Consider the following 18,906-nt stretch of genomic DNA (forward strand, 5'->3'; position numbering starts at 1 on the left):
CTCAATCGTCGCCTTCGACGACCCTTAGCCTCAACTGCCCGGTTTTCGAATCAGCGACGCGCGGGCTGCTTTCCGCTTTTGCTCCGCTGCCATTCGAACCAGCGGTATCCTCCGCCGGCTGCACGCCAAACTCCAGCGCCTCGATCTTTTGTCCGCGCCGGGTCACCTTCGATGTCGAGACCAGGATGTCGTCGATATCCTTGGCCGATTGACCGAAATGCGTCTGCAATTTGCGCACCCGCTCGTCGAGCCGGGAGACGTCTTCCATTAGCCGGATGACCTCGCCCTGGATCAGGTGCGCCTGCTCGCGCATGCGGGCATCCTTGAGGATTGCCTGGATGACCTGAATCGACAGCATCAAAAGCGATGGCGAGACGATGACGATCCGCGATCGATGCGCCTTTTGGACAACGGCCTCGAAATTCTCATGGATTTCGGCGAACACCGATTCCGAGGGCACGAACATGAAGGCGGTGTCCTGCGTCTCGCCCTGGATCAGGTATTTTTCGGAAATATCGCGGACATGCACCTCGATGTCGCGGCGGAAAGCCTGTGCTGCCGACTTCTGCAGGTCGGCGCCTTCGGCGGCACGGATGGCATTCCACGCCTCGAGCGGAAACTTTGCGTCGATGGCAAGTGACGGCGCGCCGTTCGGCATCTTCACCAGGCAGTCGGGCCGGCTGCCATTCGACAAGGTCGCCTGGAATTCATAGGCGCCGTGCGGCAATCCGTCGGCGACGATGGCCTCCATGCGCGACTGGCCGAAGGCGCCGCGCGTCTGCTTGTTGGAAAGGATCGCCTGCAATTGCACGACCTGGCCGGCCAGCGACTGGATATTGCCTTGCGCGATATCGATAACCGCCAGCCGTTCCTGCAGCTTGGCGAGGCTCTCATGCGTCGATCTCGTCTGCTCGGTCATGGTCTGGCCCAGGCGGCCGGTCATGGCATCGAGGCGCTGGCCGATCGACTGGGTCAGTTCCGCCTGGCGCGCCCCGAACACTTCGGCGATGGCGCCCATGCGGCCTTGCATTTCCGCCTGGCTTGCCAAGATGCCGGCCATCCGCACCTCGGCGTCACGGGCGTGGTCGGCGGCTTCGGCGGCCGCCACTGCACGCGCCTTGGCCGATCGCCAGAGCGCAACGACGAGCGCCACGAACAGTCCAAGGAACAGCATTGCGCCGAAACCCAGGGCTTGGCCGAGCGTGAGCGTGGTGGCGCCGAGGCGGGCGACAGGTTCGGACAGGATGGTGGCCAGATCGTTCATGCCGACAGCATAGATGATTCGGTCTGCCGGCACAGATCAAAACGTGAACGACCCGAAGCCGTCCCGGTTGACGCTTTTCCTGCGAGGTCTTAGGTGAGACGCCATGTCGATCAAGCCGCTTATCATCCTCCCCGATCCCGTCCTGCGCCAGGTTTCAAAACCGGTCGAGCGTGTCGATGGCGATTTGCGCAAACTGGCCGGCGACATGCTGGACACTATGTATGACGCGCCCGGCATCGGCCTCGCAGCGATCCAGGTCGGCGAACCCTTGCGCATGCTGGTGATCGACCTCGCCAAGGAGGACGAGACGCCGGCGCCGCACGTCTTCATCAATCCCGAAATCCTTGAAAGCTCCGACCAGCGTTCGGTCTATGAGGAAGGCTGCCTGTCGATCCCCGATTACTATGCCGAAGTCGAGCGCCCCGCCGCGGTGCGGGTGAAGTATCTCGATCGCGACGGCAAGCTGCAGGAGATCGAGGCCGAGGGGCTGATGGCGACCTGCCTGCAGCACGAGATCGACCATCTCAACGGCGTGCTGTTCATCGACCACATCTCAAAACTGAAGCGCGACATGGTGGTCAAGAAGTTCAAAAAGCTCGCCAGGGACAAGGCGCCGGGCAAGATGGTGGGATAGGGGTCGACGAATGCCCCTGCGTGTCATCTTCATGGGTACGCCCGAATTCTCCGTGCCGACGCTGCGGGCGATTGCCGGGGCCGGGCACGGGTTGACCGCCGTCTATACGCAGCCGCCGCGCGCCGGCGGCCGGCGCGGGCTCGAACTGACGCGGTCGCCGGCGCAGCGCGAGGCGGAGCGGCTGGGCGTCGAGGTGCGGACGCCGGTGTCGCTGAAGAGCGAGGCGGAGCAGGAGGCGTTCCGCGCCTTGCGCGCCGACGTCGCCGTGGTCGTCGCCTACGGGCTGCTTCTGCCCAAACCCATTCTCGAGGCGCCGCGGCTCGGTTGTCTCAATGGCCACGCATCGTTGTTGCCGCGCTGGCGCGGCGCTGCCCCTATCCAGCGCGCCATCATGGCCGGCGATACCGAAACGGGCATGATGGTGATGCGGATGGACGAAGGCCTCGACACCGGGCCGGTGGCAATGGTTGAAAAATGTCCCATTGGACCCGACATGACGGCCGGCGATCTGCACGACCGGCTGATGGTCCTCAGTGCTGCGCTGATGGTGCAAGCGCTCGAGCGGCTGGAGCGGAATACGCTGACATTTACCACACAGGCGGAGGTGGGGGTGACCTACGCCAAGAAAATCGATAAATCGGAGACTCGCATAGCCTGGCTGCGACCTGCTGGCGACGTGCACAACCAGATTCGCGGCCTGTCGCCCTTTCCCGGTGCATGGTGCGAGGCCGAAATCGGCGGCCGTGTAGAACGGCTGAAACTGCTTCGCTCGACGCTCTCGCAAGGCGCCGGCGAACCGGGAGGAATTCTCGATGACCGGCTGACGGTCGCCTGCGGGTCAGGCGCGATCAGGCTGGTCGAAGTTCAACGTGCGGGCGCAAGGCCCATAGCCGCGCAGGAGTTTCTGCGCGGGGCCAAGCTCGAAAAAGGAATGAAATTGTCATGAGCATGATGTCCATACGCGCGGCGACGCCGCGGGACCGCGAGGCGATCCGCCTAGTCGAAGAACACGCATTCGGCCAGCAGACGGAGGCCGGACTGGTCGACGCGCTGGTCACCGGCGGTGATGCCGTCGTCGAACTGGTGGCGGACGAAGACGGGCAAGTGGTCGGGCATATCCTGTTTTCACGGCTTTTCGTGCAGAATGGCGGCAAGAGCTTCCCGGCGGTGGCTTTGGCTCCTTTGGCGGTCGAGCCGTCGTTCCACGGCACCGGCATCGGCGGTGCGCTGGTCCGCGAGGCGCATATCCGCCTGAAGGCTGCTGGCGAGACGCTCGCCGTGGTGCTCGGCGATCCCGCTTACTATGGACGTTTCGGTTACAGCCGCGCCCGTGCAGCGAAGTTCGAGAGCGAGTACCAAAGCGAGGCTTTGCAGGCGCTTGCCTGGGGCGAGGCGCCGGAGACCGGCAGGCTGGTCTACGCCTCGGCCTTCGGCTCAGCCCTCGCCGCCTGATTTCGCTTCGATCCGGGAATGCCGCGTTTTCGCCTCGACATCGAATATGACGGCAGTCTCTTCGCCGGCTGGCAGCGCCAGGCCAACCAGCCTTCGGTGCAGCAGGCGATCGAGCAGGCGATCGAGAAGTTCTGTGGCGAGCAGGTTTCGCTGCGCGCCGCCGGCCGCACCGATGCCGGCGTCCATGCGACCGCTCAGGTGGCGCATGTCGATCTGATCAAGGCATGGCCCGGCGACAAGGTGCGCGACGCCGTCAACGCGCATCTGCAGGCGGCCAAGGTGCGCATCGCCATCCTGAAGGCCGCCTCCGTGCCGGATGGTTTCGATGCGCGTTTCTCGGCGATCGGCCGCCATTACCTCTACCGCATCGTCAATCGCCGCGCGCCGGCGGCGCTCGACAAGGGCAAGATCTGGTGGGTACCGAAGCAGCTCGATGCCGGGGCCATGCACGAAGCGGCAAAGGTGCTGCTTGGCCGGCATGATTTCACCACCTTCCGCTCGACCCAGTGCCAAGCCTCCAGCCCGGTCCGCACACTCGACCGGCTGGATGTCAGCCGGGCGGGCGATTTCATTGAGGTCCGCGCTTCGGCGCGCTCATTCCTGCACAACCAGGTGCGCTCTATGGTCGGCTCGCTCAAACGCGTCGGCGAAGGCGGCTGGACTGTTGCCGACCTCAAGGCGGCGCTTGAGGCGCGCGACCGTGCGGCCTGCGGTCAGGTGGCGCCGCCCGACGGGCTGTTTCTCGTCGGCGTCGACTATCCGACGCCTGGCTGATCCGGAACGCTGATCCCGAGCAGCGCCTGCAGTCCGAACAGGACGATCAGCGAGGCCACGAACATGCCGGCAAAAACGGCGCTGCCGACGGCCGCACCCCTGCCGATCGCAACGTTGGTCATCCGCCAGGTCAAGACCATCGACAGCGCGAACAACAGCAGCGACACGAGTCCGGAGACTTCGTTGGCCGACGTCAGGAAAAGCCGGATCAACGCCGATGGCAGCATCATCCAGGCGATGATCGCCGAGGCCCAGTTGCTGGCCACGACATAATGGACGAAACGGCCGCCGACGCCGACCCGCGGCGCCACCAGCGCGAGGCCTATGAGCGGCAGCACCCAGGCGCCGATATCGACGGTGGCCAGGCGGATCAACATGCTGAAACGGCCGACGAATGCGTTGGGGTCGCCGATCTCGTTGGCAATACCGACCCAGCCGACGATCAGTGCCGGCGCCGCGACGACGATGGCAAAAAAGGAGTTCCAGAATCCGTCCGCCGAAAGGTCGAGCAGGCGAAATCCGTCGGCCTTGCCGAGCATCAGCCGCCAGGCACCGGCAAGCGAAGCGTAGGTTTCATCCGCTGAAAGCATCACTAGGATATGTCCTGCGCAAACCAGTCTTCAACGAAGCGCAGATAAATCTGCGTCAGCGTCTCGAGGTCGGCAATCGCCACGCGTTCGTCGACCATGTGCATGGTCTTGCCGACAAGGCCGAATTCGACCACCGGACAATAATCCTTGATGAAGCGGGCATCGGAGGTGCCGCCGGAGGTGGAGAGCGCAGGCTTCCTGCCGGTCACCGCCTTGATCGAGCCGCCAAGCGTCTCGATCAACCTGTCGTCGCGTGTCAGAAAAACGTGGCTCGGTCCGTCGCGCCAAGCGATCTCGTAGTCGACGGGCGTCGCCTTGCCGGCGCGGTATTTCTTGCGTTTCGCCGCCCGGTCGAGGCGGTTGTGGATCTCGGCCTGGATCGTCTCGGCGGTCCATGTGTCGTTGAAGCGAATATTGAAGGTAGCCGCCGCCTTCGCCGGGATGACGTTGGTGGCAGGATTGCCGACATCGATGGAGGTCACCTCAAGATTGGTCGGCTGGAAATCCCTTGTTCCGTTATCGAAGGCGGGGTGAAGCAAGGCGTCGACCAGCGTGACCAGGCCGCGCACCGGGTTGTCGGCCAGCTGCGGATAGGCGGCGTGTCCCTGGCGGCCGTTGACGACGACCGTGCCCGATAGCGAGCCGCGCCGGCCGATCTTGATCATATCGCCGAGCGCGTCGGGATTGGTCGGCTCGCCGACGATCGCAGCATGCCATTTCTCGCCTTTGGCGGCCGCCCATTCGAGCAGTTTCGTCGTGCCGTTGATCGCCGGACCTTCCTCATCGCCGGTTATCAGCAGCGAGACCGACCCCTTCGGGCCGCCCTTCTGCGCGATGTGTCGCGCTACCGCCGCGACGAAACAAGCAATGCCGCCCTTCATGTCGACGGCGCCGCGGCCGAACATCTCGCCATTGGCGATGTCGGCTGCAAAGGGCGGGTGCGTCCAGGCTGTTTCATCGCCCACCGGCACGACATCGGTATGGCCGGCAAACATCAGATGCGGGCCGTTGCCGGAACGCCGCGCGTAAAGATTCTCTATGTCAGGTGTGCCGGATTCGGAAAACACCGGGCGCTCGACGGCAAAGCCGAGCGGCTTCAACATTTCTTCCAGCGCGCTCAGCGCACCGCCTTCGGCGGGCGTCACGGAAGCGCAGCGGATGAGAGCAGCCAGATTTCTGGTCGGATCGGTAGGCAGCGTCATGGGCAAAGCGATAGTCGAAAGCGCAGGGACTGTCACGGCCAGACATAAGGGCCAGACATGCCGCCGACATTATGGTTTTCATGTCGTATAATTGCGGCAAGGCCTCTCGACCAGGGCAGGGCCATCGCATGATCACGCATGGCAAGACAATCGTAATCGCCGGTGCCGGCAGTATCGGCTGCTACGCCGGCGGCTGCCCGATACTTGCCGGGCGACAAATGGTTCTGCCGGCGCGGCCGCGCATCGAGAAGGCGGGCAAGTAACGGTCAAGAGCGGCGCGACGCAAGGCATGGCCGGCCGGGCAGGAGAGAAGCGGATCGCCCTGCCTGTCGCCGGAAGCCGTCGCCGTCAGATGGTAGCCCGCACAGGTGCCCAGTAACGGCCCTTGCCGGTGCGCTTGGCTTCGTAGAGCGCATGGTCGGAACAGGTGAGCAGGATTTCCGGATCGCCGCCGTCGGCGGGTGCGAAGGCGCTGCCGACGCTCAGGCCGACATGGATAGCGGAACCGACCCCGAGGTCGAAAGGCACCGAGACCTTTTCGATGGCCCGCTTTGCCAGGTAGGTGGCCTCGATCTCCGAGGTTGCGGGCAAAAGGATGACAAATTCATCGCCGCCAATGCGGAAGACAACGTCCCCCGGACGGAAGCCGCGCTTCAATCGTTCGGCCACCTTGCGCAGCAGCACGTCGCCGACGGCGTGGCCAAAACGGTCGTTGACCTGTTTGAAACCGTCGAGATCCATGCTGAGCACTGCAAACGGCTTGCCGCCATTGGCGGCCGGCGCCGCAAGCTCGCGGCACATGTCGCGCAATTTCTCCTGCAGGAAGATGCGGTTTGGCAGGCCGGTCAGCGCGTCCTTGATGGCCAGGTCGCGATTGTCCAGTTCGGCGCGGATCATGCGGGCATTGATTGCGTGGTTCTGAAGCAGCACGATGATGACGCCGGCCACATAGAACGGCGTTTGAATTCCGACGATCGGCATTCCGGGCGCCGCAGAAAACAATGCACCGGCCACGTAAGGCAGGCTTACGGCCAACATGACGAATATGGCGAAGCGCGGGGTCGCCGCATTGCGTGACGACACCACGCCGACGACGCCTGCGACATTCAAGGCGGCAAGTACGGAAAGCGCCATATTCCCGCTGGCAACACAGCCATAGCAGCCGAGGCCGAAGACGACCGACCAGACGCCGCTGGCTGTCATCAGGCCCGCCAGCGGCCCTTTCGAGCCGCGCCTGCGGGCCTGTTCGCATTCCCGCATCAGCAGAACGCGGACGGTGAAAAGCATCAGGTCGGCGGCAATCCAGGCGTAGGGCCACCAATCCCCGGTGGCGAGAGCGGCGCTGACCGCAACCAACAGAACGCTGATGGTGCCGAACAGGACTGCGAATTTGCGATCGAAGGTGGTGTCGAGAAGCCGGGCGCGGACAGCTTCCGGTTCCAATTTCATTGGCGAAGAGAACCAGGCAAACAGGCGAGCGGCGGCGCTCCACGTTTTGCGCGGCTCCTTGGTGATCAGGGATAGGTCGCTTGCCAGTCGAGCGCTCCGTGCCGGTCGACACAGTCTTCGCCGGCATGCTGGGCCAGGGTGATTAACATTCGCTTAGAGCATCCGGCACAAAACCGGGCTTTCGGAACTCCCCGCTCTGCCGCTCTAGCGGATCTGACCGCCGGGTCGCCGGTTTTAGCTTGCCGGCCCCGGTCGTCTGCGGACTGCAGGCCGACGCGGTGGACCCGGCTCGGGATCGGTCTTCGCCGCACGTGCCGGCTGCCCATGAGGGGTTTCGATCAGCGTGATCTTCTGCCAGATCTTTCGCGAGAGGTTCGAAGCCAGGTTCTCGATGTCGTTGACGCCGTCGATCACCACGGCGTCATTCACCGATTGCGCGAACAGCGCGGCGATCTTGCCGGTGATCGACAGCATTTCGGAGCAGTAGTCGAGATAGCGGGCAAGGTCGGCAGCGTTGGTGATGCGGGCTGGCGAATGGGCAGTCGGCCTGAAACTGGGTGAAAGTGCGGCCGGATCCTTGGTCAGCTGGTGCATGTCGATGACATGGATCAGCGAACGCAACCCGTGGAGCTGGCGAAACACCCGCTTGCGCTTGATCCGCTCCTCGGAGCGAATCAGGGCCAGGAAGCCCAGCACCGCGAGGATGATCATGTTGAGGGAGGCTTCGATGCCTTGCACCGACTGGAAGGCATCGTGGTTTCCCGAGATGCGGCCGAGCGGCAGGATTGTGCCAACGAACAGGAACATCAGCGCTCCGACGACGAAGGCGGCGATGATGAGGCCGCGCAGCCACCAAATCGGCGCCTCCAGCGCCTTGGCGGCTTTTGCCAGATCGCGCGACAGCGACACGAGTTCGGCGGCGACGCCGCGCAAGCCTGCATCGGGAAAGCGCTCGGCGACGCGCCCTTCCAGCCGTTCGGCGGTTTCGAGGATCAGTTTCGGATCAAGCGAGCGGTAGCGCATGACGAAATGTCCGATCGGCGCTCAGGGTTCAGCCGGGGCATTGGTGCGCTTGCCGTAGCGGTTGGGGCCGGGGTCACTTTTGAAAAAAGCCAGGATAAAAAGCAGGACGAAGCCGATAATGAGAGAGACCAATGCGTAATAGGTAGGCTTGCCGAAATCATGGAACCGCTTAGCCGTTAGCGCAAAGGTCGACCATGTCGAGACGAACACTGCGATCCATAAGGCGAGCGCCCAGTACTGGCTCGCGGCAGTGCCTAACGGCGTTCGCGCGAACTGATAGAGCAAGAAGAGTTGAACGATGACCGGCAAGAGGCCAGCCAAAACATAGGCGCTTGGATTCACTCGCCCGGAAAGGCTGAAGAAAAGCCACAGGAATTGAGGTTTGTCAGTCAACCCGTTGCATCCGTTCTTGGGAAGATCAATCGCGCAGCAATTCGTTGATCGAGGTCTTGGAACGGGTCCTGGCGTCGACCCGCTTGACGATGACGGCGCAGTAGAGGCTGGGGCCGGGCTCGTTGTTTGGAAAAGGCTTGCCGGGCAGCGAGCCGGCGACGACGACGGAATTAGGCGGCACCTCGCCGTAGAAGATCTCGCCGGTGGCGCGGTCGACGATCTTGGTCGACTGGCCGATGAAGACGCCCATGCCGAGCACCGAGCCTTCGCGCACGATGCAGCCTTCGACCACTTCGGAACGGGCGCCGATGAAACAGTTGTCCTCGATGATGGTGGGACCCGCCTGCATCGGCTCCAGCACACCGCCGATGCCGACACCGCCCGACAGATGCACATTCTTGCCGATCTGGGCGCAGGAGCCGACCGAAGCCCAGGTGTCGACCATGGTGCCGCTGTCGACATAGGCGCCGACATTGACGAAGGACGGCATCAGCACGGCGCCGGGCGCGACATAGGCGGAGCGGCGCACGATCGACGACGGCACGGCGCGGAAGCCGGCCTTCTCAAAATCGACGGCGCCCCAGCCGTCGAATTTTGAGGGCACCTTGTCCCACCATACCGCCTGACCGGGACCGCCCTTTATGATCTCCATCGGGGTGAGCCGGAAGGACAGCAGCACCGCTTTCTTCAGCCACTGGTTGACGTGCCATTTGCCGTCGGCCTGCCGCTCGGCGACGCGGGCGACGCCCCGGTCGAGCAGGTCGAGCGCCGATTGGATGGCCTCGCGCGTCTCGCCGCGGGTTGCGGTCGAAATCGTGTCGCGTTCCTCGAAGGCGTTCTCGATGATCTCCTCGAGGCTCGCGAGATCGTGCTTCGACATGAATTCGCTCCATTACCAAGCTGTTAAGGGCCGGCGCCTTAACCTGTTTGAAAGTCGCGCGGACCCTATGTGAAGGCTTGGGGAGGGTCAATCGCGGCAGCGTCACGGGACGGCGCAAGTGAATGAATTGGACGGGTAAAGCAAATATGACTCCCATGGAAAAGGCGGGATGGACGCCGCTGCCGCATTCGGACGAGGATCTGGAGCGGTCGAGAAGCGTGCCGGACACGCCGCAAACGCGCGCGGAGACATATCGGCTGGCCTGGAACGACCCCGATTTCATGACGCGGCGCGAGTTGCGCGCGGTCAGGCTGCAGCTCGAACTGCTGAAACCGGAGATGATCCTGGCCGAGCGCGGCATCCAATCGACCGTCATCCTGTTCGGCGGCGCCCGCATCCCCGAGCCCGGCGGCGAAGCCTGGGCGGCCAAGAACGAGACGCAGAAGAAGAACCTCGAGCAAAACAGCAAATATTACGAGGAGGCGCGCAAATTCGCCCGCCTCTGCTCACAGCAGTCGGCCAGCTCGTACTACCGCGAATTCGTCGTGGTGACCGGCGGCGGGCCGGGCGTCATGGAGGCCGGCAATCGTGGCGCCGACGATGTTGGCGCGCCGTCGATCGGTCTCAACATCGTGCTGCCGCACGAGCAGGCGCCAAACGCCTACGTGACGCCGGAGCTCTGCTTCAACTTCCACTATTTCGCGGTCCGCAAGATGCATTTCGTCATGCGCGCAAAGGCCGTTGCGGTATTTCCCGGCGGCTTCGGCACGATGGACGAGTTCTTCGAAACGCTGACCCTGATCCAGACCGGCCGCATGGAACGCGTGCCGGTCATTCTGTTCGGCAAGGCTTTCTGGGCAAGGGCAATCGACCTCGATTTCCTCGCCGAGCAAGGCACGATCACTCCCGGCGACCAGGATATCATCGATTTCGTCGAGACCGCCGACGAGGCCTGGGGGATCGTCAGCCGTTTCTATAAACTTTGACAAGCAAGCAGGACTTGAAGCGCGCCGGCTGCCTCAAGCAGGGACTTCGACGATCGCCGTGAGAAAGCCGGCGAGATCGTCGGTGACGAAGTCCACATCATCCTCGTTGGCCGGGTCGCGTTCCCAAATTTCCGAGAAGGTCGGCTCGAAATTGCGCGGCACCACCAGCACCGTGGTCATGCCCAGCGATTTCGGTACCGACAGGTTGCGGGCGAGATCTTCGAACATCACCGCATTTTGCCCGGTAACAGCGTGGAGTTCGGCAAATCTCTCATAGGATTGCCGCGCCGGCTTGGGGTTCAGTCCGGCTGCGACGATATCGAAAATGTCGTCGAAATGCTCGAGAATGCCCAGTTGCCGCGCGGTGCGTTCGGCATGCCGGCGATCGCCATTGGTGAAGATGAATTTACGGCCGGGAAGCTGGCGAATGGCGGTGCCGAGGACGGGATCGGGTACCAGCCAGGAATAATCGATGTCGTGCACTTTCTCGAGAAAATCGTCGGGGTCGATGCCGTGGCGCGTCATCAATCCGTTCAGTGTCGTGCCGTATTCGCGGTAGAGCTCCTTTTGCAGCTTGCGTGCTTCCTCGCGCGGCAGCGTCAGCAATTCTCCAACGTAGGCGGTCATCTTCACATCGATCTGCGAGAACAGATTCGAATGGTGCGGATAAAGCGTGTTGTCGAGATCGAACACCCAGTCGGTGACATGGGCAAAGCGGGCGGGGTCGGGAAGTGTGGTCATACCGTCCTTATGGCACGAAACGATCTTTCTAACAGGAGGTTTATCCACAACCTATACGCGCTCTGGACGGTGAAAATGGCGCGATGATTAAAATCTTAAGCATCGCCGAAAGGTGACATTCAGCGCTTGCTGGGACCAAGACGGGCCAGTGGGAGCAAGCGATGAATCGCATAATTCTAAAGTCTGCCGCCATCGCTTTCGCCTCCGTCGCCGCCTCACTTCTGCCGACGCTGATCGTTGTGCCGGCGATGGGATTTTCGATCAATCGCACCATCTGGCTGACATCTACCCTGTGCCCACTCGTTCTGGCCTGGGGCACCGGCGCCTATGCATTCTGGCAAAGCGAAAGGGTGAAGAACGCGCACCGCCACCTTGCTCGCAATCATGCCCAGCTTGCAGCCGCGCACCGGCGCCTGGCGGAAAAGGCGAGCCGCGACGACATGACCGGCATGCTCAACCGCGAAAGTTTCTTTGCCGCCCTCGACGGCTCTCGGCGTAAATCCGATCGCGGGGCATTGCTGATCGTCGATGCCGACCATTTCAAGACCATCAACGACAGCTACGGCCATCTGATCGGCGACGATGCGCTGCTCCTGATCGCAAAGGCGATAGAGCGTGGCGTGCGCAGCGGCGACGTGCTTGGGCGCATCGGCGGCGAGGAATTCTGCGCCCTTCTGATTGGTGCCACCGAACACGAGGCCAGGCGCGTCGCTGAGCGCATCCGCCGTGAGGTCGAGCGTATCCATTTCCGGCCGGTCGACGAACGATCGGTTCCGCTGACAGTCAGTATTGGCGGCATCACCTGCGGCAGGGACGCCGCAGTGTCGGAGCTGATGCGCGCCGCCGACCAGCGGCTTTACGAAGCCAAGCATCGCGGCCGCAATCTGTCGATCATCGACCGCGATATTTCCGAAGCCGCCTGAGCTCGCCCCTGAGCCTTCCGCTGGGATAGTTCCACCCTGTCTGCATTCAACCGCGCTGTGGCCAGACTGTCAAAATCCGCGTATGGCGATGCGGAACAGCAGGGCGGCGGCCGCCAGCGCGACCAGAGCGATGCCAAGGCCAATGGGAGAGCCCCAGCCATACCACTCCATCGCCAGCTTGGCGTATTTGAACTCCTCAGCCGGTGTGAGTGGGCCGCGCGTCGGGGTCTGATTCATTTTCACTCCTTGCAAGCTGCGATAGGCCTTGCCTTGTGCCCGATGTAGCACATTACTATAATAGCCATAATGTTAGGCAGATTGATAGTTAAATGATCGAAATAAATTCGTCAAGCATGAATCGGGCAGACATGAAGACCGCTATCAGCCTTGCCATTATGGGCTGGCAGGACGCGACGCAGGCTTATGACGAGGCAGTGGGCGATAGGCTTGGGCTGAGCATGGCGGAACGCCATTGCCTGGCGCTGCTCTATGGCGGCCCGCGATCGGCTGGCGAGGTCGCGGCCGCAACAGGATTGACGCCGGCCGCGGTCACCGCGCTGATCGACCGGCTGGAAGCGCGCGGCCTGCTGACACGAACGCGCAGCCTCGAGGACAGGCGCAAGGTGGTCATAGAGGCGACGGAACTCACGCGAGAACTATCAACGCGCTATTATGGCGCGATCGCGCAGGAGGGGGAAAAGGTGATCGCCACATTCAGCGACACTGAACTTGCCACGATCCTGCGCTTCATCACGGCGTCCCTCGACCTTCAGCGCGACCAGCTGGCCCGGCTGAAGGCCGAGGCGTTGGAAACAACCGACAGCCTATAGGCTCGCCGGGTCGAGCGCTGGCTCGCCTTTGCGGCGCGCCACGATCGCCGCAAGATCGGCGGTCTCGAAAGCATCACGCAGGGCGTCGAACGACGGCAGCATGAAATAGGCACGCTGGAACTTGTCGATCTCGTAGCCGGTGCGCATTACGGTTTCCAAGCCGAAGGGAACATGGTGCGCCTCGCCGCCTTCGACCGCGAACTGAAGCTCTGTGAAGGATGACATCAGCCCGGCGCCGAAAGCCTTCAGCGGCTGGCCCGGCTCGCGTATCAGGCCGTATTCGACGGTGTACCAGTAAAGCCTGGTGATCATCTCGTCGCCGCCGAGCGCAATCACGCTATCGGCCTTCTTGCCATACATCTGCATGAAGTCGGCAAAGACCGGCTGCGTCAGGATCGGCACGTGACCGAAGAAATCGTGGAACATGTCGGGCTCGACAATGTAGTCGAGCTCCTTCTGGGTTCGCAGCCAGTTGGTGACCGGGAAGCGGCGGTTGGCGAGATGGTCGAAGAACGGCTGGGCGGGGATGAGCCCCGGCACGGCGACGATCTCCCAGCCGGTGAACTTGCGCAGCTTCTCGCTGACCGCACCGAAATCCGGGATCTTGTCGAGAAGGCCGAGTGCCGCGACGCCGTCGAGGTAGGAGTGGTGGGCCAGCTTCCTGGTCAGCTTCGTCTGGCGGTCGCACAGCGTGCGCCACACCGCCTGTTCTTCGTCGCTATAATTGTAGCCCTGCGCCACGGTGAAATCGGCACGGCAGACGGAATAATCGCCGCGAAGGCCTCGCGCCGCGCATTCGCGGGCATAGTCGGCAACGTTCATTGTCATGGCTTGCTCTCCCTGGAAATCATGACCAGCGAATTGCCGGAAGTTCTAGCCGGATCGCGCGAGGCAAATCAACTTTGATGGTGGCTCAAATGCAGGGTTGGAGGTAAAAGACTCCACGATCTAGCTTTGGGAGAGTGAAAATGCCTCAATTTGACGAATTCGAGATCAAGATGCTCGACATCCTGCAGCGCGACGGGCGCAAGCCGGTATCGGAATTGGCGCAGCAGATCGGCCTGTCGACGACACCTTGCGCGCGGCGCTTCGAGGCTCTTCAGCAGGCGGGCATCATAAAAGGCTTCGCCGCGGTACTCAGCCGCCGCGCCGTCGGTCTGATGGTCGAAGTGTTCATCCAGGTGCGCCTCGTGACCCACAGCGACGGCTCGCCCGAAACCTTTATCGCCGCCGTGCAGCGCATGGACGAGGTGTCGTCGTGCTGGACGATGACTGGAGACTACGATTTCCTGCTGCATGTCATGGTGCCGTCGGTCGACGAACTCAATGCCTTCGTCATGCACCGGCTGATGCGGCTCGAAGGCGTGCGCGACGTCCACACGCAGCTTGTGCTGCAGAACATCAAGGGACCCGGCCATGTGCCGCTGGCACATCTCAGACGATAGGCATTTCTGCGGAAAAGCTGCACACAAACTGCTGAAGCGAGCCAATCTCCGGAACTAGATCGCCGACTACGACATGCGGACCGCCATCGCATAAGGCCCGCCATGAAAATCGTCCTGATCAACCCGCCGCATACCGCCATCGGCAGCCGTGTGCCGGACGACCATCTGCCGCCGCTCGGTTTGCTGGCACTTGGCGGTCCGCTGATCGACGCGGGACATCAAGTGCGGCTTGTGGACGCCGAATTCGGGCCGATGGCGCTTGCCACGCTGGTCCGGGACGCCTTGAGCGACCATCCCGACTGCATTCTGATCGGCCATTCCGGCTCGACCTCTGCGCATCCGACAGCCCTGCTGATCGCCGGCATGGTCAAGGACATCCAGCCGGCGACAATCCTGATCTATGGCGGCGTGTTTCCGACCTATCATTGGCGCGACATACTGGCTGAAACGAATGTTTTCGACTTTATCGTGCGCGGCGAGGGCGAGGCGACCATCGTCGCGCTGGTCGAAGCGCTTGAGAAACGCAAGCCGCTGCCGGATGTGGCGGGCATCGCCTTTCCTGACGATTTGCGCCAGCCCTTTGCAACCCGGCCGGCAAGAACGATCACCAACCTAGAAGACTACCGCATCGGCTGGGAACTGATCGACTTCAGTCGCTACAGCTATTGGGGAGGCAAGCGCGCGGTGGTCATGCAGTTCTCGCGAGGCTGTCCGCATCTGTGCAACTATTGCGGCCAGCGCGGCTTCTGGACGCGCTGGCGGCACCGCGACCCCATAAAGTTCGCGCGGGAGATTGCCTGGCTTTACCGCGAGCATGGCGTCGAGCTGATCAACCTTGCCGACGAGAACCCGACGTCGTCCAAAAAAGCCTGGCGCGCCTTTCTCGACGCGATGATCGCCGAGAATGTGCCGGTGCTGATCGTCGGCTCCACCCGCGCCGACGACATCGTCCGCGACGCCGACAGCCTGCATCTTTATCGCCAGGCCGGCGTCATTCGCTGGCTGCTTGGCATGGAAAATACCGACGAGCAGACGCTTGCATTGATCCGCAAGGGCGGCAGCACCTCATCCGACCGCCAGGCGATACGGCTGCTGCGCCTCAACGGCATCTTGTCGATGGCGACCTGGGTGGCCGGTTTCGAGGACGAAAGCTTGCGCGACCTCTGGCGCGGCTTCCGCCAACTGATCGCTTATGACCCTGACCAGATCCAGGCGCTCTATGTGACGCCGCATCGCTGGACGCCGTTCTTCAGGATTGCCAGGGACCGCAAGGTGATCCAGCTGGACGCCCGCCTGTGGGACTACAAGCACCAGGTGCTGCAGATGACCCGCCTCAAGCCGTGGATGTTGTTCTTCGCCGTCAAGCTGATCGAACTGGCGGTGCAGTCACGGCCCAAGGCGTTGGCGCGTATCCTGTTCCACAAGGATCCGGAGCAACGGCATTCGATGCGCTGGTACACCAAAATGGGGCGCCGCGTCTGGTTCCGCGAAGTCTGGGGCTTTCTGGTCCGCGACCGCCGCCTGAAACATGGCCCGACGCTCGCCGAATTCTGGGGCTCGCCGCAAGACGAGGAAGAGGAATCGATGGTTGTCGAACGCCTGCCGCGTCAGTCCGTGACCGCTATTTCGCCAAACGCTTGAGCCCCTCAGACACCCGGCCTCACGGCACGATCAGCGTGCCGGCGCCGTGTTCGGTGAACAGCTCGAGCAGCACCGCATGCGGCGTCTTGCCGTTAAGGATGACGACGCCTGCAACGCCGCGCTCGATTGCCTCGATGCAGGTCTCGACTTTGGGGATCATGCCGCCCGAGACCGTGCCGTCCTTGATCAGGGCCTTGGCCTCGGCCACGGTCAGCTCGTCGATCAGCTTCTTGTCCTTGTCGAGCACGCCGGGCACGTCGGTAAGGAACAGCAGGCGCGTCGCCTGGCAGGCGCCGGCGATGGCGCCGGCAAAAGTGTCGGCGTTGATGTTGTAGGTATGGCCGTCGCGGCCGGGCGCTACCGGCGCCAGCACCGGGATCATTTCGGACCGCGCCAGGAGGTCGAGCAATGTGCGGTCGACCTCGACAGGCTCACCAACGAAGCCCAGGTCGAGCACCCGCTCGATGTTGGAATCCGGATCGATCATGGTCTTGCGCGCTTTTTCGGCAAACACCATGTTGCCGTCCTTGCCGCACAGGCCGATCGCCCACTCGCCCTCGGCATTGATCAGCGCGACGATCTCCTTGTTGATCGACCCGGCCAGCACCATCTCGACAATCTCGACGGTCTTCTGGTCGGTGACGCGCAAGCCGCCCTCGAATTTGGATTCGATGCCCATCTTGCTGAGCATGGCGCCGATCTGCGGCCCACCACCATGCACGACGATCGGGTTGACGCCGGATTGCTTGAGCAGTGCGATGTCGCGGGCGAAGGCCTTGCCGAGCGCGATGTCGCCCATCGCGTGGCCGCCATATTTCACCACGACCGTCTTGTTCTCGTAGCGCTGCATATAGGGCAGCGCCCTTGAAAGCAGCGCGGCCTGCATTTCGGCGGTGGCGGCGACGTCCGTCATCGGCGTGGTTCCCAGCTTGGCATGAACGGCGGCGTCTTAGCGGGAATTGGACGAGGGGGCAAACGGCTTTGCTGTCACGATCGATCAAATCGGTACTACTATTTGTTTGACCATGATCTTGTCCGAAAACCGGTTCCCACCTTTCGGGATCATGGTCTATGCCGGCACCTGCAGCGGCGCCCGCCGTCCCAGCCAGCCCGAGATCTTTTCCATCTGCGCGGCGAACGACAGAAGCGTTTCCTCGTCGCCGGGGCGGCCGGCGGCCTGGACGCCGAGCGGCAGGCCGGTATCGGTGACGTAGACCGGAAGCGTGATCGACGGTTGCCCGCTGACGTTCTGGATCGCCGGCCAGTGGGTGAACCAGAGGCTCTTGTCCATCAGCTGGCCGAATAGCGGCTTGAACTTCAGCAGGCCGGCGAGGCGCAGTCTGTCCAGGACATTCTCGATGAATTCGTCGACGCCTTTCGGGTCCATGGTGCCGCAGGCGAGCGGCGGGTGCGCGATGACAGGCATCAGCACCGCATCATAGTGCGCGGTTTCGGTGATAAGCCGGCGCGAGGCGGCGTGCAGCCGCTGCAGGCCGGCGTAGATTTCGCCGGCCGAGAGGATTTCACCGAACCGGCTCATCACGCGCGTAGCGCGTTCGATATCGCCTGAGATGGAGCGGCCGACGCGCAAGACCTCGCCCCGCATCGTGCCGGCCACCGCCGCGGCGACGGTTCTGGCGAAATCGGCGATGAAATCGCGATCGATATAGGGCAGGTCGATCTCCTCGACGCTGTGCCCGCCTTCGCGCGCCAGCGCGATCGCCGCATCCAGAGCTTTCAACGTCTCTTCCGATATCGGCAGGCCGAGCGGCGATTTTCGATAGAAGGCGAGGTTGAGCTTGCCCGGATCGCGCCCGGCCGCCGCAGCAAAACTGCCGGTCGGCGACGGTGCCGCGTAGGGCGACAGCGGGTCAGCCCCGTGGGTCAGGTCGAGCAGCAGCGCCGTATCGCGCACTGAGCGGGCCAACGCATGGTCGACGACGAAGCCGTACCAGCTTTCGGTGACGAGCGGTGTCAAGGGCACGCGGCCGCGCGAGGTTTTCAGCCCGACCAGCCCGGTACAAGCGGCAGGCACCCTGATCGAGCCGCCGCCGTCCGAGGCATGCGCCACCGGCACGACGCCGGCCGCGACCAGCGCCGCCGCACCGCCCGAGGAACCGCCGGTCGTGTGCGCGGTGTCCCATGGATTGCGGGTGACGCCGTAAGCCACCGACTCGGTCACCAGCCTCAGTCCGTGTTCGGGTGCGGTGCTGGTGGCGATCGGGATCAGGCCGGCAGCCAGATAGCGTTCCGTCATGACCGAGTTGAAATCGGGGGTGTAGGCAGGGATGCGGCTGCCGCCATGCGTCGGCACGCCCTTCATGGCGATGCCGAGATCCTTCAGCGCAAAGGGCACTCCGGCAAGTGGCAGCTTGTGGTCGACGGTCCGCGCCCGCGCCCGCGCCGCCTCATAAAGCGGTTCGGCGATGGCGTTGATCTCCGGCCGGGTGGCCTCGGCCCGGGCGATCGCCGCATCGACGAGATCTTGCGGTGTGATCTCTCCCTTGTGCACGAGCGCGGCCTGGCCGGTTGCGTCATGCCCCCAAAGAACCCGCTCGATCGACATGGTCGCCCTCCCGCTCATGGCAAGCTAGCGGGAGGCGATTCCATTGGCAATCGAGGCTGGCGCTGCCGGTGCGCAAGACCATTTCAGTCGTTGCAAATACATTGCAATCGCCT

General features: G+C 63.1%; 22 protein-coding genes. 10 read left to right on the forward strand and 12 right to left on the reverse strand.

What is annotated here, in order from left to right:
• Position 1 precedes the first annotated feature (1 nt).
• Positions 2 to 1,264, reverse strand: coding sequence for a DNA recombination protein RmuC (locus tag NKH42_RS01755; RefSeq protein ID WP_352506030.1), 1,263 nt, complete (start codon positions 1,262 to 1,264; stop codon positions 2 to 4).
• Between the two features lie 103 nt (positions 1,265 to 1,367).
• Here NKH42_RS01755 and def point away from each other — a divergent pair, with 103 nt between their 5' ends.
• From def to truA, 4 genes are read left to right on the forward strand one after another with little or no spacing between them, the layout of a single operon-like run.
• Complete coding sequence (gene def / locus NKH42_RS01760; RefSeq protein ID WP_352477028.1) at positions 1,368 to 1,898, forward strand: peptide deformylase; 531 nt, start codon at positions 1,368 to 1,370, stop codon at positions 1,896 to 1,898.
• Positions 1,899 to 1,914: 16 nt separating this feature from the next.
• The gene (gene fmt / locus NKH42_RS01765; protein WP_352506063.1) at positions 1,915 to 2,844 is read left to right on the forward strand and encodes a methionyl-tRNA formyltransferase; all 930 of its coding nucleotides are present in this window, start codon (positions 1,915 to 1,917) and stop codon (positions 2,842 to 2,844) included.
• Positions 2,841 to 3,350, forward strand: a complete 510-nt coding sequence (locus NKH42_RS01770) for a GNAT family N-acetyltransferase (protein WP_254815873.1) — start codon at positions 2,841 to 2,843, stop codon at positions 3,348 to 3,350. The genes fmt and NKH42_RS01770 overlap by 4 nt, the downstream gene beginning before the upstream one ends.
• An 18-nt stretch (positions 3,351 to 3,368) precedes the next feature.
• Positions 3,369 to 4,124: a tRNA pseudouridine(38-40) synthase TruA gene (gene truA / locus NKH42_RS01775; RefSeq protein WP_352477029.1), complete on the forward strand. Its 756-nt coding sequence runs from the start codon at positions 3,369 to 3,371 to the stop codon at positions 4,122 to 4,124.
• Here the strand turns inward: truA and NKH42_RS01780 are convergent.
• The gene (locus tag NKH42_RS01780) at positions 4,106 to 4,714 is read right to left on the reverse strand and encodes a transporter (protein ID WP_254815875.1); all 609 of its coding nucleotides are present in this window, start codon (positions 4,712 to 4,714) and stop codon (positions 4,106 to 4,108) included. The genes truA and NKH42_RS01780 overlap by 19 nt on opposite strands.
• Before the next feature lie 2 nt (positions 4,715 to 4,716).
• Positions 4,717 to 5,916, reverse strand: coding sequence for a succinyl-diaminopimelate desuccinylase (gene dapE, locus NKH42_RS01785; RefSeq protein WP_352686422.1), 1,200 nt, complete (start codon positions 5,914 to 5,916; stop codon positions 4,717 to 4,719).
• A 128-nt stretch (positions 5,917 to 6,044) separates the two neighbouring features.
• Between dapE and NKH42_RS01790 the strand changes: the two genes are divergently transcribed.
• A complete protein-coding gene (locus NKH42_RS01790; RefSeq protein WP_352506029.1) occupies positions 6,045 to 6,179 on the forward strand; it encodes a hypothetical protein in 135 nt (44 codons plus the stop codon).
• An 85-nt stretch (positions 6,180 to 6,264) separates the two neighbouring features.
• On the opposite strand, the gene NKH42_RS01795 is transcribed toward NKH42_RS01790, so the two are convergent.
• The 4 genes from NKH42_RS01795 to dapD form a co-directional block, all read right to left on the reverse strand.
• Entirely contained in the window at positions 6,265 to 7,365 is a 1,101-nt protein-coding gene (locus tag NKH42_RS01795) for a GGDEF domain-containing protein (RefSeq protein ID WP_352751754.1), read from the reverse strand.
• 234 nt (positions 7,366 to 7,599) lie between these two features.
• On the reverse strand, positions 7,600 to 8,388 hold the full coding sequence (locus NKH42_RS01800) for a hypothetical protein (RefSeq protein WP_352686428.1): 789 nt from the start codon (positions 8,386 to 8,388) through the stop codon (positions 7,600 to 7,602).
• A gap of 21 nt (positions 8,389 to 8,409) precedes the next feature.
• Complete coding sequence (locus NKH42_RS01805) at positions 8,410 to 8,781, reverse strand: DUF805 domain-containing protein (RefSeq protein ID WP_352686430.1); 372 nt, start codon at positions 8,779 to 8,781, stop codon at positions 8,410 to 8,412.
• A 25-nt stretch (positions 8,782 to 8,806) separates the two neighbouring features.
• On the reverse strand, positions 8,807 to 9,661 hold the full coding sequence (gene dapD / locus NKH42_RS01810; protein WP_352686433.1) for a 2,3,4,5-tetrahydropyridine-2,6-dicarboxylate N-succinyltransferase: 855 nt from the start codon (positions 9,659 to 9,661) through the stop codon (positions 8,807 to 8,809).
• A gap of 146 nt (positions 9,662 to 9,807) precedes the next feature.
• Here dapD and NKH42_RS01815 point away from each other — a divergent pair, with 146 nt between their 5' ends.
• Complete coding sequence (locus tag NKH42_RS01815) at positions 9,808 to 10,647, forward strand: LOG family protein (protein WP_254815881.1); 840 nt, start codon at positions 9,808 to 9,810, stop codon at positions 10,645 to 10,647.
• 33 nt (positions 10,648 to 10,680) lie between these two features.
• On the opposite strand, the gene NKH42_RS01820 is transcribed toward NKH42_RS01815, so the two are convergent.
• The gene (locus NKH42_RS01820; RefSeq protein WP_352477037.1) at positions 10,681 to 11,388 is read right to left on the reverse strand and encodes a pyrimidine 5'-nucleotidase; all 708 of its coding nucleotides are present in this window, start codon (positions 11,386 to 11,388) and stop codon (positions 10,681 to 10,683) included.
• 161 nt (positions 11,389 to 11,549) lie between these two features.
• Here NKH42_RS01820 and NKH42_RS01825 point away from each other — a divergent pair, with 161 nt between their 5' ends.
• Positions 11,550 to 12,311: a GGDEF domain-containing protein gene (locus tag NKH42_RS01825; RefSeq protein WP_352751752.1), complete on the forward strand. Its 762-nt coding sequence runs from the start codon at positions 11,550 to 11,552 to the stop codon at positions 12,309 to 12,311.
• A 69-nt stretch (positions 12,312 to 12,380) separates the two neighbouring features.
• Here NKH42_RS01825 and NKH42_RS01830 read toward each other — a convergent pair whose 3' ends face one another.
• Entirely contained in the window at positions 12,381 to 12,548 is a 168-nt protein-coding gene (locus NKH42_RS01830; protein WP_352700996.1) for a hypothetical protein, read from the reverse strand.
• A 92-nt stretch (positions 12,549 to 12,640) separates the two neighbouring features.
• On the opposite strand from NKH42_RS01830, the gene NKH42_RS01835 reads away from it, so the two are divergent.
• Entirely contained in the window at positions 12,641 to 13,141 is a 501-nt protein-coding gene (locus NKH42_RS01835; protein WP_352751751.1) for a MarR family winged helix-turn-helix transcriptional regulator, read from the forward strand.
• Here the strand turns inward: NKH42_RS01835 and phhA are convergent.
• Complete coding sequence (gene phhA, locus NKH42_RS01840; protein WP_352751749.1) at positions 13,136 to 13,969, reverse strand: phenylalanine 4-monooxygenase; 834 nt, start codon at positions 13,967 to 13,969, stop codon at positions 13,136 to 13,138. The two genes, NKH42_RS01835 and phhA, sit on opposite strands and share 6 nt — an antisense overlap.
• 140 nt (positions 13,970 to 14,109) lie before the next feature.
• Here phhA and NKH42_RS01845 point away from each other — a divergent pair, with 140 nt between their 5' ends.
• The gene (locus tag NKH42_RS01845; RefSeq protein WP_352506020.1) at positions 14,110 to 14,586 is read left to right on the forward strand and encodes an Lrp/AsnC family transcriptional regulator; all 477 of its coding nucleotides are present in this window, start codon (positions 14,110 to 14,112) and stop codon (positions 14,584 to 14,586) included.
• Positions 14,587 to 14,688: 102 nt separating this feature from the next.
• Complete coding sequence (gene bchE, locus NKH42_RS01850; protein ID WP_352751747.1) at positions 14,689 to 16,227, forward strand: magnesium-protoporphyrin IX monomethyl ester anaerobic oxidative cyclase; 1,539 nt, start codon at positions 14,689 to 14,691, stop codon at positions 16,225 to 16,227.
• Between the two features lie 19 nt (positions 16,228 to 16,246).
• On the opposite strand, the gene argB is transcribed toward bchE, so the two are convergent.
• On the reverse strand, positions 16,247 to 17,140 hold the full coding sequence (argB, locus tag NKH42_RS01855; RefSeq protein ID WP_023677482.1) for an acetylglutamate kinase: 894 nt from the start codon (positions 17,138 to 17,140) through the stop codon (positions 16,247 to 16,249).
• A gap of 156 nt (positions 17,141 to 17,296) precedes the next feature.
• On the reverse strand, positions 17,297 to 18,793 hold the full coding sequence (locus tag NKH42_RS01860) for an amidase (RefSeq protein WP_352700993.1): 1,497 nt from the start codon (positions 18,791 to 18,793) through the stop codon (positions 17,297 to 17,299).
• Positions 18,794 to 18,906: the final 113 nt, after the last annotated feature.

The sequence above is a fragment of the Mesorhizobium sp. M1142 genome (assembly GCF_040318565.1).
Classification (GTDB): Bacteria; Pseudomonadota; Alphaproteobacteria; order Rhizobiales; family Rhizobiaceae; genus Mesorhizobium.

Excerpts from the sequence above, each read along its gene's own strand:
- NKH42_RS01755 (WP_352506030.1), bottom strand. The coding sequence starts at position 1,264 with ATGAACGATCTGGCCACCATCCTGTCCGAACCTGTCGCCCGCCTCGGC.
- def (WP_352477028.1), top strand. The coding sequence starts at position 1,368 with ATGTCGATCAAGCCGCTTATCATCCTCCCCGATCCCGTCCTGCGCCAG.
- NKH42_RS01770 (WP_254815873.1), top strand. The coding sequence starts at position 2,841 with ATGAGCATGATGTCCATACGCGCGGCGACGCCGCGGGACCGCGAGGCG.
- truA (WP_352477029.1), top strand. The coding sequence starts at position 3,369 with ATGCCGCGTTTTCGCCTCGACATCGAATATGACGGCAGTCTCTTCGCC.
- NKH42_RS01780 (WP_254815875.1), bottom strand. The coding sequence starts at position 4,714 with ATGCTTTCAGCGGATGAAACCTACGCTTCGCTTGCCGGTGCCTGGCGG.
- dapE (WP_352686422.1), bottom strand. The coding sequence starts at position 5,916 with ATGACGCTGCCTACCGATCCGACCAGAAATCTGGCTGCTCTCATCCGC.
- NKH42_RS01790 (WP_352506029.1), top strand. The coding sequence starts at position 6,045 with ATGATCACGCATGGCAAGACAATCGTAATCGCCGGTGCCGGCAGTATC.
- NKH42_RS01795 (WP_352751754.1), bottom strand. The coding sequence starts at position 7,365 with ATGAAATTGGAACCGGAAGCTGTCCGCGCCCGGCTTCTCGACACCACC.
- NKH42_RS01800 (WP_352686428.1), bottom strand. The coding sequence starts at position 8,388 with ATGCGCTACCGCTCGCTTGATCCGAAACTGATCCTCGAAACCGCCGAA.
- dapD (WP_352686433.1), bottom strand. The coding sequence starts at position 9,661 with ATGTCGAAGCACGATCTCGCGAGCCTCGAGGAGATCATCGAGAACGCC.
- NKH42_RS01815 (WP_254815881.1), top strand. The coding sequence starts at position 9,808 with ATGACTCCCATGGAAAAGGCGGGATGGACGCCGCTGCCGCATTCGGAC.
- NKH42_RS01820 (WP_352477037.1), bottom strand. The coding sequence starts at position 11,388 with ATGACCACACTTCCCGACCCCGCCCGCTTTGCCCATGTCACCGACTGG.
- NKH42_RS01825 (WP_352751752.1), top strand. The coding sequence starts at position 11,550 with ATGAATCGCATAATTCTAAAGTCTGCCGCCATCGCTTTCGCCTCCGTC.
- NKH42_RS01830 (WP_352700996.1), bottom strand. The coding sequence starts at position 12,548 with ATGAATCAGACCCCGACGCGCGGCCCACTCACACCGGCTGAGGAGTTC.
- NKH42_RS01835 (WP_352751751.1), top strand. The coding sequence starts at position 12,641 with ATGATCGAAATAAATTCGTCAAGCATGAATCGGGCAGACATGAAGACC.
- phhA (WP_352751749.1), bottom strand. The coding sequence starts at position 13,969 with ATGACAATGAACGTTGCCGACTATGCCCGCGAATGCGCGGCGCGAGGC.
- NKH42_RS01845 (WP_352506020.1), top strand. The coding sequence starts at position 14,110 with ATGCCTCAATTTGACGAATTCGAGATCAAGATGCTCGACATCCTGCAG.
- bchE (WP_352751747.1), top strand. The coding sequence starts at position 14,689 with ATGAAAATCGTCCTGATCAACCCGCCGCATACCGCCATCGGCAGCCGT.
- argB (WP_023677482.1), bottom strand. The coding sequence starts at position 17,140 with ATGACGGACGTCGCCGCCACCGCCGAAATGCAGGCCGCGCTGCTTTCA.
- NKH42_RS01860 (WP_352700993.1), bottom strand. The coding sequence starts at position 18,793 with ATGTCGATCGAGCGGGTTCTTTGGGGGCATGACGCAACCGGCCAGGCC.